This window comes from Microbacterium sp. HD4P20 (assembly GCF_019449275.2).
Lineage (GTDB): Bacteria > Actinomycetota > Actinomycetes > Actinomycetales > Microbacteriaceae > Microbacterium.
The window spans coordinates 117,410-131,379 of record NZ_JAHZQZ020000014.1; the positions used below are offsets into that span (position 1 = coordinate 117,410).

The following is a 13,970-nucleotide window of genomic DNA, read 5'->3' on the forward strand; positions in this document are numbered from 1 at the left end:
AGCTATGGCAGGCAACCCCCCGAAGCGGAAGGTCTCGCGTTCCAACACGCGCTCACGTCGCGCGCAGTGGAAGGCCGAGGCTCCCACGCTGGTCAAGACGGTCGAGAACGGCAAGGTCGTCTACAGCCGTCCCCACCAGGCGAAGGTCGTCACCGACTCGCAGGGCACCGAGCTGTTCCTCGAGTACAAGGGCCGCAAGGTCGCCGACGTCTGATCGTCGCGCGCGGCCTGACGTGACCGACGTCGCTGCCGAGCGCACCGCGCTCGCAGAACTCACGCAGAAGCTCGGGGTCGATATCGACCCCGAGCTTCTGTTGCTGGCGCTCACACATCGATCGTGGGCGTACGAGAACGGCCAGGTGCCCCATAATGAGCGGCTCGAGTTCCTCGGCGACTCCGTCCTCGGGCTCTCGGTCACCGTGCGGCTGTTCACGGCCCATCCCGACCTCGACGAGGGCGCGCTTGCGAAGCGTCGCGCCGCGGTGGTCTCCACGGTTGCCCTCGCGCACATCGCCCGTGGCATCGGCCTGGGTCGTCATCTCCTGTTGGGGCGCGGCGAGGATCTCACCGGGGGTCGCGACAAGGACTCGATCCTGGCAGACACGATGGAGGCGATTCTGGGAGCGGCCTACATGTCGGCGGGCTCGGATGCGGCCACCGCTCTCGTGCTGCGACTCGTCGAACCTCTGCTTGAGGATCCCGACCGCTACGGCGCCGCGATGGACCCGAAGACGAGTCTTCAGGAGCTCGCTGCCCGCGGCAGCATGCTTCCGCCCGTGTACGCCGTCAGCTCGACCGGACCCGATCACGATCGCTTCTTCACGGCGACGGTCGTCGTGGGCGACCTGACCGCCGAAGGCACCGGTTCGAGCAAGAAGCAGGCCGAGATGGCCGCCGCACTCAGTGCGTGGCGGGAGCTCAGCGGGCGTGCCTGAGCTGCCCGAGGTCGAGGTGGTCCGCGCCGGCCTCGCCCCCGCGGTCACCGGGGCCACGGTCCTCGGTGTCACGGTCCTCGACGAGCGCGCCCTCACCCGCCACGCCGGGGACGCGACCGGATTCGAGGCGACGCTGACCGGGCGGGTGATCGGGGGCGCTGCGCGACGCGGAAAGTTCCTGTGGCTGCCCGTCACGGCCAGGACAGAGCAGGATCCACGCCAGGCGCTGGTGGCCCACTTGGGCATGAGCGGTCAGCTGCTGCTGCGGACGTCGGGAGCCGACGCCGAACGTCATGAACGCGTGCGGATGGACATCGTGCATCCCGACCATGGCGAGTTCGCGGTGGTGTTCGCCGACCAGCGCACTTTCGGTTCGCTGGCGATCGACGAGCTGGTGCCCACCGCTGACGGCCGACCGGGCGGGCATGGCCTGGATGCGGCATCCCTCCCGTCGCAGGTGACGCACATCGCCCGTGACCCTCTCGACCCGGCATTCTCGGATGCCTCCTTCCGCCGCGCGCTCGCGTGGAAGGAGTCCGCGATCAAACGGGTGCTGCTCGACCAGACGGTGCTCAGCGGCGTGGGCAACATCTATGCCGACGAGTCGCTGTGGGCGGCGCGGATCCACCCCGAGACCCCCGCCCGCGCGCTGTCGACGCGCGCCGTCAACCGGCTGCTCGCCGAGGTCCGCCACGTGCTCGACAAGGCGCTGGCCGAGGGCGGCACCAGCTTCGATGCGCAGTACGTCAACGTCAACGGGCAGGCCGGCTACTTCGCGCACTCGCTCAACGCGTACGGCCGCACCGGGGAGCCCTGCCCCCGATGCGGCCGTCCGATCGTGCGAGTGTCGTTCACGAACCGCTCGAGCCACTTCTGCCCGACGTGCCAGCGCAGGCGCTGAGTCAGCCGGCGAGAACCTTCTTCCACGCACCCGCGTAGGAGGCGGGCACGAAGCCGATTGCCTCGTTGATGTCGAGCATGTGGCGGTTCTCCTCCGCGTTGAACGTCGAGACGCGCGGCGACTCCGGCACCAGCGCGCGCCAGCGCAGGAGGTTCGCGCACTTCACGACGGTGCCCAGACGGCGACCCCGGTGCTCGGTGAGCACCAGAGTGCCGAACTGCTGGGTCGCCAGGGAGTGGTCTTCCGCGATGACCAGCTCGTTGTAGGCGGCGAAGGTCCCTGTGGGAATGTGCTGCACGGCCGCGACCGAGACGGTGAGGCCCTGCGCCCGCTGCCGGGCGTCGCGGCGCTCGACGCGCGCGGCGTCCCAGCGCTGCTCGTCCACGACCATGCCACCGGTCGGTGCATCGGTCGACATGCGTGAGAGCGCATAGGCGAACCCGTCGCGATGCTCGGGTGGCGTGGGTGCCGTCCAGCTCACGATCCGGTAGTCGGGTCCGGCCACGGCAGTCGCCTCGGCGAGCAGCTGCTCCACCACGCGGAGGTCGCCGGTCAGATCGAGCACGCTGTTGCGCTCGACCTGTTCGAGAGTGAAGCCGTTCGCGAGCTGAAACACCGTCTGGCGGTCCTCAGCGGGGATCGAACCCCAGCCGGTCGGTGGAGCGAGGCCCGGACCGGGGGTCCCGGGCCGGTGCAGCGTCCACGTCTGGATGGTCGTGAGTCCGCGCTCGCGCGCCTCGCGCTCGACCTCGGCGAGCAGGCGCTCCTGCGCGCCCCGGCCCCAGTGCGGGGGATCGACCATCAGGTCGAACTCGATCGTGGAGGCATCCTCCTCGCTCGAGATCATGAGCTTGACGACGCCGATGATGACGCCCTCATGCTCGGCCGCGAACGCGAGTTGTATCCAGTCGCTCTGGTCCTGCAGCATCCCGAGCATCTCGTCGGGCTCCTCGTGCAGGGCGTCATGACCGGCGTCGTGCAGGCACACGGCGTTGGCGATGCGCACCATCTCGAGGAAGGGCCCGGCGTCGGGGGAGTCCAGCGTCTCGGGCACGACGATCCGGCTCACCTTCAGTGCCGTCTGCTGGGCGAGGTCGGTCATGCGAGCACCTTCTTCCATGCGCCGGTGTACGCGAGCGGCGCGAAGCCGATCGCCTCGTTGATGTCGAGCATCGGACGGTTCTCCTCTGCGTTGTAGGTGATGACGCGGGGCGATTGCGGGGCCACCTCGCGCCACGACATCAGTCCGGCGCACTTGACCAGTGTTCCCAGCTTGTGACCGCGGTGCTCCTTCAGCACGAGCGTGTCTTCCTGGTGGCTCGCCTCGGTGCGGTCCTTTCCGACGACGAGTTCGTTGAAGGCGCAGAGTGCTCCTGTCGCGAGGTGCTGTGCGGCCGTGACCTGCAGCGTCCGCCCGCTCGCGGTGTACTTCTCGTCGTGCTCGGCGATGCGCGCCGCATCCCACGACTCCTCATCGAACTCCAGCGCCGCGGCCGGCGCGTCAGTCGACATGCGGGACTTCATCCATGCGTAGCCCTCGGCGAACTCCGGCGGGGTCGGGGCGAACCACTGCACGACGCGATAGTCCTGGGAGGCCGCCCGGGCCTCGTCGAGAAGTCGCTCGACCTCCGCGAACGATCCGGTGAGATCGAAGGCGCTGGCGCGCTCCACCTGTTCGAGCGTGTAGCCGTGACGCACGAAGAAGCGCGCGACATGGTCTTCGGGGATGTCACCGAAACCCGTCGGCGGTGTGAGCCGAGGACCGTCGGCCGCGGGATGCTCTGCCCACGACTGCAGCACGGTGCGGCCGTTCTCGCGCGCCACGCGCTCGACCAGCTCATATGCGGCGGAGCCGATTCCACGCCCCCAGCTCTCGTGCAGCAGCTCGATGAGCCACAACGCGACTTTGGAGCCGTCCTCGCTCGGGATGTCGACGCCGATCCGGCCGATGACGGCCCCGTCGTCGAGGACGATCCACGCGTGGCGCGCCTGATATCGGGTCGGCTGGTAGTGGGGGAGCAGCTCATCCGGCGCGATGCTCTCGTCACCATGTCCCGAGATCTCGCGGTAGATGATGTTGCGGACGCGCACCATCTCGACGAAGTCGGCGGCGTCGGGCGAGTCGATGGAGTCCGGAACGACCAATGGCCGGAATTCGATGTCTGTCAGGGTTGTCATGTCGAGGCGTCCTTGTGTTCGAAGTGTGGAGGGTGGGGTGGGTCCGTCGCCCGGACGACCGGGCGACGGACCTGTGGCCGTCATGCGCGCGGAGCGAGGAGCAGAGCCTCGCGGTGATGAGCCCGCTCGCGCAGGGCGGTGGTCTCCTGCCGCCGGAACGCGTCGGTGTGCCGGCGACGGTCGTCGGTCAGCCGGCCGGAGCGCGTGCTCCACAGGAGCAGGCGCAGTCCGACCCGCATGGCGAGACGATCGAGGAGGGTGATATGGGTGTGGCGGCTGGGAAGCCGCAGCGTATCGGGGACGCCCGATTGGCGCTGCGGCGCAAGCAGAGTATTCATGCGAGTTCTTTCGATAGGAGGGAGGAAGCCCCGGGCGATCGCCCGGCGCGGGGATGCCGTGCCGCAGCACGACGGGAGGATTGCAGGGGCGCGCTTCAGGTCCCGGAAACGGGGCTGGCGCGAAGGAGGATCGCCCGGAAACGGGCAGAGCTCTCCCCTGCGGGGGTCAGATGGCGGCGGGGAATCGCCGGCTCAGCGTTGCGCCCAAGGAGACGGTCCCCAGTGCGAACGCAGTGGCGTATCCGCCCGCAAGGGGGGCGATACGTGGCTTGTTCATGTGAATCATCGGGGACCTCCTTTCTCGACTTCAGACGCGAAGAGTGACAGTAGCGCGATTCTGACACCGGCGTCAAGCGTTCTCGCAGATTCGGGCGACGACGGGCGTGTCGCGTCTCGCGCTCGCGCGGCTCGCCTGACGTGCGACGCGTGTGTCCTCGGGTAGCGTATGCGGGTAATCGACCGGGCTGGAGGGCGCATCGCATGCACCTGAAGAGCGTGACGCTCAAAGGGTTCAAGTCGTTCGCTCAGCCGACGACTTTCGCTCTGGAACCCGGCGTGACGTGCATCGTCGGCCCCAACGGGTCCGGAAAGTCCAACGTCGTCGACGCGCTCGCGTGGGTCATGGGCGAACAGGGCGCTAAGACCTTGCGCGGCGGCAAGATGGAGGATGTCATCTTCGCCGGCACTGCCACGCGCGGCCCCCTCGGGCGCGCAGAGGTGCAGCTGACGATCGACAACAGCGACGGAGCGCTGCCGATCGAGTACACCGAGGTGACCATCAGTCGCACGCTGTTCCGCAACGGCGCGAGCGAGTACGCGATCAACGGCGAGACGTGCCGTCTGCTGGACGTGCAGGAATTGCTCAGCGACTCGGGGCTCGGCCGAGAGATGCACGTGATCGTCGGTCAGGGCCGGCTGGACAGCGTGCTGCAGGCCACGCCCGAAGATCGCAGGGGCTTCATCGAGGAGGCCGCCGGCATCCTCAAGCACCGCCGGCGCAAGGAGAAGACCCTCCGCAAGCTGGAGGCGATGGAAGCGAATCTCACCCGCTTGAGCGACTTGGCGGGCGAGCTGCGTCGGCAGCTGAAGCCCCTCGGTCGCCAGGCGGAGATCGCCCGCGAAGCGGCGACCATCGCCGCGGTCGTGCGCGACGCCAAGGCCCGTCTGCTGGCGGATGAGCTCGTGGGCCTGCGCGAGGAGCTCGCCTCGCACGCACGCAGCGAGCAGGAGCGTCACGCGGAGCGGATGCTGCTTCAGGAGCGGCTCGACAACGCCCGCGTGCGGATCGAGCAGCTCGAAACCGATCAGCGCTCCGAGTCCGTGGACAGCGCGCGTCGTGTCGTGCATGGCCTCGAACGCGTCCAGGAGCGCCTGCGAGGGCTGTACGCCCTTGCAGGGCAGCGTCTCGCGTTGCTCGGTGATGCCGAGGACGAGGAGCGCATCGAGCTGACCACCGTCTCGCAGGGGATGATCGATGAGGCGCGGGCAGAGATCGACGCGGTCGGCGACGGCCTCGGAGCTGCGCAGGATGCCGCGGCCGAGGCGGCCCGCGACGTCGTGCGAGCGCGTGCGGAGCTGGACGCGCTGGACGTGGACATCGCCGCGCAGAGCGCCCTCGTGTCCGAGCACGATATGCGCATCACGGCGCTGCGCGGCTCCGCGGAGGCCGCGGCTTCGGCTCTTGCAGCCGTGCGCGCGGCGGTGGAACGACAGCAGAAGGCACTGGACGCGGCGCTCGCGCGACGCACTGAGGCGGAGGAGCTGCTCGCGGGGCTGGACCCGCACCTGATCCCCGAGACCACGGCTGCCGACCACGCCGCTGCGTACGAGCGGGCGCAGCGAGAGGCGAACGAGGTCGAGGCGAACGTCGCGTCGCTGCGGGAGCGGCTGCATGCGGCCGAACGCGAGAAAGACGCGCTCACGGCGCAGACCACGGCCCTCGGTCGTGCCCTCGACGTCGAGAACGGCGCTTCTGCGCTCATCGCTCAGGGCCATGCCGGCGTCCGTGGGCTCGTGAGCGACTCGGTGCAGGTCCAGCCTGGCTTCGAGGCGGCCATCGCGGCGGTGCTCGGTCCCGTGGCCGAGGGAGTGCTCGTGGAGGGCGTCGACGATGCCTTCGGGCTGGCGCGGCACGCCCGCACGGCGAACGCCGGGGTGGTCGACATCGTGATCGCCTCCGCGGCACCCTCACGCGTGGCCCTGCCGGAGTCGCCGGGAGTCGTCCCGGCCACCTCGGTCGTCACGGCCCCGACGGGTGTCCTCGGGCTGCTGTCCCATGTCCTGGTGGCCGATGATCTCGAAGCCGCCCGCGGCACCGTCGCCGCGCTGACCGGTTCGGAACGCGGCGGGCTGGTCACCGTGGTGACACGCGCCGGGGAGGTGTACACCGAGCACTCGCTGCGGGCTGGGGCCGGAGCATCCCGCTCGCGTCTCGAGCTCGCCGCCGAGAGGGATGCCGCGGCCGACCGCCGCGACGAGATCACGGTGATCGCGGACTCGCTCCGCGAGGCGCTGGGGGAGGCCACCCTCGAGCTCGAGACGGCGCGCCAGCGCACCAAGACGGCTCTGACGACTCTGCGCGAGCATGACGCGGCTCTGGCCGCCCACGCCGAGCAGGTCAACCGTGCGACCGTCCGTCACGAGGCGGCCGTCGCGGAGTGCGAGCGCCTCGCCTCCGGGGTCGCGCAGGCGGCCCTCGCCGTGGAAGATGCCGAGTCGGCCGCCCGGTCGGCCGATGATCAGTTGAACGCCGCCCTCGAGGCCCCGCGGCCGATGCTCGACGCGTCTTCGCGCGACGGTCTGCTCGCCGCGCTCGAGGAGGCGCGTGACGGTGAGATGCGCGCGCGCCTGGAGGTCGAGACGCTGCGCGAGCGCATCCGCGCCGGCGAGGCGCGCGTGCTGGCCCTGCAGCGCCAGCGTGAACGCGAGAAGGAAGCCGCTGCGGAGGCTGCCCGGCGAGCCGTCGTGCGCCGGGCCCAGCGCGAGATCGCAGCGGGTGTGGCAGGCCAGCTCCCGGCGGTGATCGACTCGGTCGATCGTTCCCTCGCCCAATCCCGGGCGGAGCTGGCCGCGGCCGAATCCGAGCGCACCGCCCTCACCGCCGAGCTGAGCGAGTTGCGCAGCCAGGAGGCGGGGGTGCGTGAGCGGCTCGCCGGCCTCACCGAGAGCGTCCACAGTCTCGAGCTGCAGATTCACGAGAAGCGACTGCACGTCAGCGGGCTACTCGAGCGGGTGCACTCCGAACTCGGCCTCGACGAAAACATTCTCGTCTCGGAATATGGTCCCGATCAGCCCGTTCCCCTGGAGACGGGGGCCACCACGGGAGTCGGTGACGACGCCCTCGGCGGATCGCCCCCGTCTGACGCGGCGAACCCCCCGACCGTGCCGTATGACCGTGCACAGCAGCGCCGGCGCCTGCAGGAGGCGGAGCGAAAGCTCGGGCAGCTGGGGCGGGTCAACCCTCTCGCGCTCGAGGAGTTCGAGGCACTCGAGCAGCGCCACAAGTTCATGACCGAGCAGCTGGCCGATCTGACCCAGACCCGCAAGGATCTACTCACGATCATCGACGAGCTCGACGAGCGGATGCAGACGATCTTCCTCGCGGCGTTCGAGGACACGAAGAACGCCTTCGGCGAGGTGTTCCCGATCCTGTTCCCCGGCGGGACGGGCAGCATCTCGCTCACCGATCCGGACTCGCCACTGACCACCGGCATCGAAGTCGCCGTCCGCCCCGTAGGGAAGAAGATCGAGCGGCTCTCGCTGCTCTCGGGCGGTGAGCGGTCGCTGGCCGCTGTCGCCCTCCTGACGGCGATCTTCAAAGCGCGGCCGAGCCCGTTCTACATCCTCGACGAGGTCGAGGCGGCGCTCGACGATGCCAACCTCGGCCGCCTGCTGGGTGTGTTCGAGCAGCTCCGCGTCTCGAGCCAGCTGATCGTCATCACGCACCAGAAGCGCACGATGGAGATCGCCGACGCGCTGTACGGCGTCTCGATGCGGCAGGACGGAGTCTCGGCCGTCGTCGGGCAGCGCATCGTCGAGCGCGTCGCGAGCTGAGCCGCCATCATCCCGCTCCGAGCACGATCGAGCCGCGCAGGAAGGGTGGCAGATGCCAGCCGTGGGTCACAGAGCACGTGCGCGCCGTCGGGATCGCCGCGAACCCGGTCAAGTGCCCGCCCGCGAAGAACTCCTGCTGCGGGGTGAGATCAAGCGGTGGCGGAACCAAAGAGTGCGGGATGAGCGTCGCCAGTGCGCTCCACCGCTGCGGCGGCATGTAGTGCGAGAGGAAGGTCGTCACGAAGTCCGCGGCGAGCGGTCTCATGAGACTGCAAGGACCGCGGAACGCTCGGCCACACGTCGTCGAGCCTTCCCGGAAGTAGTCGAAGTGCTCGCCGTCGCGGAAGGCGACGTGGTGCACGGCACCGCGCGGCTGCGCCAGGATCGCCGCCGCCGGTCCGCTCAGCTGAGCGAACAGATCACTCTGCCCGGTGCCCCAGGCGAACAGCGTCGCGAAGTCGAGATCGAGCGGCCGAGGCGGGTTCGGCGGCCACTCCATCCAGCCGCCGCTGAGAGACGCGAACGCCGAGATAGACCCCTGGGCTTGCAGATGCTCTGCCACGGCACCGCCCAGCAATGCGCCCCACGAGTGGCCGACGACGCCGGTCATCGGCCGGGGCATCAGCTCGGCGCGGTGCTCCCACTGCGTCCGCAGCCACGTCAGGGCTGATGTTGCGACATCGAAGTCGGCGTCGGCCCCGCCACCGAACGGCGGAGTGCTGGAGAGCTTCGGGACGATGACGACATAGCCGCTTCGAGCGAGCTGCATGGGCACCAGATCCCACTTGAGGTAGTGCTCCGGCTCGGCGCACTGCCCGTGGAGGAACAGCACGACGGGATAGCGACCGACCCCGGTGAGCATCTGCGCGTCCTGCGGCGACCCATCGACGGACGGGTAGAAGACGCGGACCGGGCCCGGCAGTCCGTCCGCCGTGCCATGGTCGGCGTGTCCGTAGAACACCGGTGCGAGCACGCTCGGCTGCCACTGCGGCGACTCACCGGGATGCACGACTCCCGTGACGGGTGCACGCACATCGCGCAGTGCACCCAGGATCCGTTCCATGCCGGCGCGCCCATCGCTCTCGAAGCCGAGCTCCTGGAGGACTGCCCCTGCGCGATCGGGGCGGCGTGCCAGACCGCGGGCAAGACGCAGGAGCTCCAGCACATCGGCCTGCGCGCGCGCATCATCCGCGCCGCGCAGCGCCTCCGGGTTCTCGTCCATCGGGTTTCCTCCGCTCGGCAGTGAGGTGGCTGTGTCTCCGCAGGGGAGAGGCCTCGCGGGGGCGGGGTGATACGTCGGCGGGCGTCGCCCGGAACCGTAGGCTGGTCGCATGGCTGAGAGTTCCTGGTCGCTCGGGCGCGCGCTGCGCGGGATGTTCGTCAAACCCACGATCGACGAGACGACATGGGAGGATCTCGAATCTGCGCTCCTCACGGCCGACTTCGGCCCCGACATCACCGAGCGCATCGTCGACGAGCTGCGCGAGAAGGTCGAGAAGTTCCGCACGACCGACCCGCGCGACCTGCAGCGCATGCTCAAAGAGACGCTGGAGGAGCATTTCGCCAAGTTCGACACCACGCTGCGGCTCACCGAGCGCCCCGCCGTGGTGCTGGTGGTCGGCGTGAACGGTGTGGGCAAGACGACGACCATCGGCAAGTTCGCGAAGTTCCTGCAGCGCTACGGGCGTTCGGTGGTCGTCGGTGCGGCCGATACCTTCCGCGCCGCCGCCGTCGACCAGCTCGCCACGTGGGCAGAGCGAGGCGGAGCGGCGATCGTGCGGCCCCAGCAGGAAGGCCAGGATCCGGCATCCGTCGCGTTCCAGACCATCGACTACGCCAAGCGCACGGGTACCGAGATCGTCCTGGTCGACACTGCCGGGCGGCTGCACACCAAGGGCGGGCTCATGGACGAGCTGACCAAGATCCGCCGCGTGATCGAGAAGCAGGCGCCCATCAGCGAAGTGCTGCTCGTGCTCGACGCCACCACGGGGCAGAACGGCGTCATGCAGGCCCAGGCGTTCCTCGAGCACGCGGGGGTCACCGGGCTCGTCCTGACCAAGCTCGACGGGTCGGCGAAGGGCGGTTTCGTGCTCGCCGTGCAGGAGCGAACCGGCATCCCCGTCAAGCTCCTCGGGCAGGGTGAGGGCATCGGCGACCTCACCGGTTTCACGCCGCACGTGTTCGCGGCTTCGCTCGTTGATTGAGCCGCCCGGGGGCACCGCTTCGCGCTCCGCGCGGCGCGGGGTATCGCGTGCGCGCCCGGGTGCGGTTTCATAGGAGCATGGCGATCGAGCACGACTACTTCGGACTCCTCGAGTCGGGACCGGACGGATCGATCTTCTGGTCCGAGAACGTCGAACTGGGGGATCAGTCCGTGACGGTGGACCTCACCGCACCCGACCAGGACGACGTGTCGGAAGCGGCGCTGGATGTCGCGGCCGGTCTGATCTCGTCGCTGGAGGCGATCGACCGCAGCGCGCGCAACGCGATGGTCAACGAGCTCAGCGACCGCACCAGCGAGGTGACCGAGTACATCCTGCAGCAGCAGGAGTCGTTCGGCGAAGCGCTGGACGATGCGCTCGTCGACATCTCGGGCGACGTCCAGATCGACGTCATCCGCTCGCTTCAGCTGATGAGCATGACGATCCTCGCCGACGAGCACGGCGGATCCGATCCTTTCGCGGTGCTCGAGTACGCGCTCGATCCCGACGCCACCGATGACGTGCTGCTGGTCAACCTCGGATCCGACGGCGACGTGCTGTCGGTGACCAGCGCGGACTGAACCGGGGCGAAGCCGGTCCGCTACACGGCCTGCGCGAAACCTCGCTCGACGTGCACGTCCTCGGCGATATGCGCCAGATGCGTGGGGATATCGAGCCCTTTCGACACCATCGACTGCGCCCATAGGCGCCCGGCGCGATACGAGGAGCGCACGAGTGGCCCGGCGAGCACGCCGAGGAAACCGATGCGCTCGGCCTCGTCCTTGAACTCGACGAACTCCTGCGGCTTGACCCACCGCGCGACCGGCAGATGCCGGGGCGTCGGCCGCAGGTACTGCGTGATCGTGATGATGTCGGTTCCGGCGTCGTGCAGGTCCTGCAGCGCCTGCACGACCTCCTCGGGTTCCTCCCCCATGCCGAGGATGAGGTTCGACTTCGTGATCAGTCCCGCATCGCGTGCTTGCGTCAGAACGTCGAGTGAGCGCTCGTAGCGGAACGCGGGACGGATGCGCTTGAAGATGCGCGGCACGGTCTCGACGTTGTGGGCGAAAACCTCGGGCCGCGAGTCGAAGACCTCGCCCAGCAGGGCAGGGTCACCGTTGAAGTCGGTCGCCAGGATCTCAACCCCGGTGTTCGGGTTCTGCGCGTGGATCTGGCGGACCGTCTCGGCGTGCAGCCATGCGCCGCCGTCGGGCAGATCGTCGCGCGCGACGCCGGTGACGGTGGCGTACCGCAGATTCATGCGCACGACGCTCTCAGCGACACGGCGCGGCTCGTCGACGTCGTAGTCTGCCGGCTTGCCGGTGTCGATCTGGCAGAAGTCGCACCGCCGCGTGCACTGCGAGCCGCCGATGAGGAACGTCGCCTCGCGGTCCTCCCAGCACTCGTAGATGTTGGGGCAGCCCGCCTCCTGGCACACCGTGTGCAGGTCCTCGGTCTTCACCAGCGAGTGCAGAGCCTGATACTCGGGGCCCATCTTCGCCTTCGTCTTGATCCACTCGGGTTTGCGCTCGATGGGGGTCTGCGCGTTGCGCACCTCCAGGCGCAGCAGCTTGCGGCCCTCAGGACCGCTCGCGGGCGTCGAGGCCTGACCGGGTCCGCAGGCGCTCATGCCGGCACCGCCGCGAAGTCGGCTTCGAACACGCGTGAGACGGTGGCGATCACATCCCGTGGGGAGATCTCGGCGCCGACCACCTCGCTGATGGTCGTCACCCCGGCATCCGTGATCCCGCACGGGATGATGCCGCGGAAGCCGGCGAGGGAGTTGTCGCAGTTGACGGCGAACCCATGCATCGTGACGCCCTTCTCGACCCGGACGCCGATCGCGGCCACCTTGTCTTCTGACAGTGGTCGACGCACCCACACGCCGCTGCGGCCGTCGACCTGATAGCCGTCCACGCCGTGGGCGTGCAGCGCTTCGATGAGCAGGCGCTCGATGCGGCGCACGTGGGCGACGACGTCGACGGGTTCGGGCAGGCGGACGATCGGATAGCCGACGAGCTGCCCGGGACCGTGCCAGGTGATCTTGCCCCCGCGGTCGACGTCGATGACGGGCGTGCCGTCGGTGGGTCGCTCGTGCGCCTCGGTGCGCTTTCCGGCCGTGTAGACGGCTTCGTGCTCGAGCAGCAGCAGCGTGTCGGGGCGCTCACCGGCGACGACGCCGGCGTGCACGCGGCGCTGCAGGTCCCATCCGTCGAGGTACGGCACGAGGTCGGGCGCGAGGCCGACCGTCTGGATCTCGAGCATCATGCTCCTTCGCTTGTGGCGATTGGTGGATCGCGTCCAACAATACCCCCGACGGCGGGAGTCGGATGCTGTGAGCCGGCGTGCCCGGTAGCGTGGCGACGTGACCAACAGCGGACGCGTGGGACGACCCAAAGCCTCGTCGAGGGAGACTCTCGCCGAGGCCGCGTGCGAGCTCTTCCTCGAGCAGGGATTCGAGGACACCTCCATCGCCGACATCACCAGCCGAGCCGGCGTCAGTCGCTCGAGCTTCTTCAACTACTTCTCGTCGAAGTCCGACATCCTCTGGGCCGGGCTGGACGACCGCATCGCCGCCTTCGAGCAGCTCCTCGCGGAGGAGGACGGGAAGCGCGCCGCCTCGGGCGTGCGAGCCCACGTGCTCGCCATCGCCAAGGACTTCGCGCCCGACAGTCTGGCGCTGGGCATCGTCAACGCTGCCGCCATGGGGCTGGCTCCCGAGCTCGAACGCGAGGCATCCGTCCGGCGTTCGCGGATCCTGCGGGCGGTGACGGAGTACCTCGTGCGCGGCGGTGCCGACCGGCTCCATGCCGAGGTCGCGGGTGCCGCATGGGGCGGCGCCGTGCTGGCGGCCATCGAGGCCTGGGCGCACGACGGTGCGGGCATGACCTCTCTCGAACGGTTCCTGACGCGTGCGGCGGACGCGGCGGCGTCGGTGTCCGTGCCGCTGGTCGCCGGCTCGGTGCACCAGCTCCGGGTGGTCGTGCGCGCGCCGGACTTCGAGGACGCGCTGAGCTTCTACCGCGATGTCGTGGGCATGCCGCTGAGCGAGGCCTACGAGGCGGACGGCGGGGCCCGGGTCGCGATCCTCGACGCCGGCCGCGCGACGCTCGAGCTGTCCAATCCCGCGCAGGTCGACTTCATCGATCGCGTCGAGACCGATGGGGATGCCCCGAGCGAGCGCATCCGCCTCGCGTTCGAGGTCGACGACACCACCGCGGCGTCGCGACGCCTCGCTGACGCGGGAGCTGAGGTGGAGGCATCCGCTCGCGAGACGCCCTGGCGCTCGATCAATGCCCGCCTGCGCGGCCCGGCAGGGCTGCAGGTGACGCTGTTCCAAGAACTCGGACCGGCGGACTGACGT

General features: G+C 69.4%; 13 protein-coding genes. 7 read left to right on the top strand and 6 right to left on the bottom strand.

The genetic code is table 11. The features are described 5' to 3' along the window. The first annotated feature begins 4 nt into the window (after positions 1-4). Genes rpmF through mutM form a run of 3 tightly spaced genes read left to right on the top strand, consistent with a single transcriptional unit; the run spans position 5 to position 1,836 of the window. Positions 5-214, top strand: coding sequence for a 50S ribosomal protein L32 (rpmF, locus tag K0817_RS08795; protein ID WP_127818873.1), 210 nt, complete (start codon positions 5-7; stop codon positions 212-214). Positions 215-233: 19 nt separating this feature from the next. Further along, on the top strand, positions 234-935 hold the full coding sequence (gene rnc, locus K0817_RS08800; protein ID WP_219981092.1) for a ribonuclease III: 702 nt from the start codon (positions 234-236) through the stop codon (positions 933-935). Then, positions 928-1,836, top strand: coding sequence for a bifunctional DNA-formamidopyrimidine glycosylase/DNA-(apurinic or apyrimidinic site) lyase (gene mutM, locus K0817_RS08805; RefSeq protein ID WP_219981093.1), 909 nt, complete (start codon positions 928-930; stop codon positions 1,834-1,836). The genes rnc and mutM overlap by 8 nt, the downstream gene beginning before the upstream one ends. Before the next feature lies 1 nt (position 1,837). On the opposite strand, the gene K0817_RS08810 is transcribed toward mutM, so the two are convergent. The 3 genes from K0817_RS08810 to K0817_RS08820 all read right to left on the bottom strand — a co-directional run bounded on the left by K0817_RS08810 (position 1,838) and on the right by K0817_RS08820 (position 4,352). Next, positions 1,838-2,938 (bottom strand): GNAT family N-acetyltransferase, encoded by a 1,101-nt coding sequence (locus K0817_RS08810; protein ID WP_219981094.1) that lies wholly within the window; start codon positions 2,936-2,938, stop codon positions 1,838-1,840. Next, a complete protein-coding gene (locus tag K0817_RS08815; RefSeq protein ID WP_219981095.1) occupies positions 2,935-4,014 on the bottom strand; it encodes a GNAT family N-acetyltransferase in 1,080 nt (359 codons plus the stop codon). The genes K0817_RS08810 and K0817_RS08815 overlap by 4 nt, the downstream gene beginning before the upstream one ends. Positions 4,015-4,094: 80 nt before the next feature. Beyond that, positions 4,095-4,352, bottom strand: a complete 258-nt coding sequence (locus K0817_RS08820) for a hypothetical protein (RefSeq protein WP_219981096.1) — start codon at positions 4,350-4,352, stop codon at positions 4,095-4,097. Positions 4,353-4,832: 480 nt separating this feature from the next. On the opposite strand from K0817_RS08820, the gene smc reads away from it, so the two are divergent. Then, a complete protein-coding gene (smc, locus tag K0817_RS08825) occupies positions 4,833-8,405 on the top strand; it encodes a chromosome segregation protein SMC (protein WP_219981097.1) in 3,573 nt (1,190 codons plus the stop codon). 7 nt (positions 8,406-8,412) lie between these two features. Here the strand turns inward: smc and K0817_RS08830 are convergent, their stop codons facing one another. After that, complete coding sequence (locus tag K0817_RS08830; protein WP_219981098.1) at positions 8,413-9,627, bottom strand: hypothetical protein; 1,215 nt, start codon at positions 9,625-9,627, stop codon at positions 8,413-8,415. A gap of 109 nt (positions 9,628-9,736) precedes the next feature. Between K0817_RS08830 and ftsY the strand changes: the two genes are divergently transcribed. Both ftsY and K0817_RS08840 read left to right on the top strand, forming a co-directional pair. Next, on the top strand, positions 9,737-10,609 hold the full coding sequence (gene ftsY / locus K0817_RS08835; protein ID WP_219981099.1) for a signal recognition particle-docking protein FtsY: 873 nt from the start codon (positions 9,737-9,739) through the stop codon (positions 10,607-10,609). Between the two features lie 77 nt (positions 10,610-10,686). After that, a complete protein-coding gene (locus K0817_RS08840; protein ID WP_219981100.1) occupies positions 10,687-11,187 on the top strand; it encodes a DUF2004 domain-containing protein in 501 nt (166 codons plus the stop codon). 20 nt (positions 11,188-11,207) lie between these two features. Here the strand turns inward: K0817_RS08840 and lipA are convergent, their stop codons facing one another. Both lipA and lipB read right to left on the bottom strand, forming a co-directional pair. Further along, on the bottom strand, positions 11,208-12,236 hold the full coding sequence (gene lipA, locus K0817_RS08845) for a lipoyl synthase (protein WP_219981101.1): 1,029 nt from the start codon (positions 12,234-12,236) through the stop codon (positions 11,208-11,210). Further along, positions 12,233-13,087: a lipoyl(octanoyl) transferase LipB gene (gene lipB / locus K0817_RS08850; protein WP_308211897.1), complete on the bottom strand. Its 855-nt coding sequence runs from the start codon at positions 13,085-13,087 to the stop codon at positions 12,233-12,235. Before lipB ends, lipA begins: the two co-directional genes overlap by 4 nt. Between lipB and K0817_RS18705 the strand changes: the two genes are divergently transcribed. Then, complete coding sequence (locus K0817_RS18705; RefSeq protein ID WP_219981103.1) at positions 12,972-13,967, top strand: TetR family transcriptional regulator; 996 nt, start codon at positions 12,972-12,974, stop codon at positions 13,965-13,967. The genes lipB and K0817_RS18705 overlap by 116 nt on opposite strands. Positions 13,968-13,970 lie beyond the last annotated feature (3 nt).

What these genes read in the sequence shown, in the direction of transcription:
- rpmF (WP_127818873.1), top strand. Translation starts at nt 5, where the DNA reads ATGGCAGGCAACCCCCCGAAGCGGAAGGTCTCGCGTTCCAACACGCGC.
- K0817_RS08820 (WP_219981096.1), bottom strand. Translation starts at nt 4,352, where the DNA reads ATGAATACTCTGCTTGCGCCGCAGCGCCAATCGGGCGTCCCCGATACG.
- smc (WP_219981097.1), top strand. Translation starts at nt 4,833, where the DNA reads ATGCACCTGAAGAGCGTGACGCTCAAAGGGTTCAAGTCGTTCGCTCAG.
- lipA (WP_219981101.1), bottom strand. Translation starts at nt 12,236, where the DNA reads ATGAGCGCCTGCGGACCCGGTCAGGCCTCGACGCCCGCGAGCGGTCCT.
- K0817_RS08830 (WP_219981098.1), bottom strand. Translation starts at nt 9,627, where the DNA reads ATGGACGAGAACCCGGAGGCGCTGCGCGGCGCGGATGATGCGCGCGCG.
- ftsY (WP_219981099.1), top strand. Translation starts at nt 9,737, where the DNA reads ATGGCTGAGAGTTCCTGGTCGCTCGGGCGCGCGCTGCGCGGGATGTTC.
- K0817_RS08840 (WP_219981100.1), top strand. Translation starts at nt 10,687, where the DNA reads ATGGCGATCGAGCACGACTACTTCGGACTCCTCGAGTCGGGACCGGAC.
- K0817_RS08815 (WP_219981095.1), bottom strand. Translation starts at nt 4,014, where the DNA reads ATGACAACCCTGACAGACATCGAATTCCGGCCATTGGTCGTTCCGGAC.
- K0817_RS08810 (WP_219981094.1), bottom strand. Translation starts at nt 2,938, where the DNA reads ATGACCGACCTCGCCCAGCAGACGGCACTGAAGGTGAGCCGGATCGTC.
- lipB (WP_308211897.1), bottom strand. Translation starts at nt 13,087, where the DNA reads ATGTCGGCGATGGAGGTGTCCTCGAATCCCTGCTCGAGGAAGAGCTCG.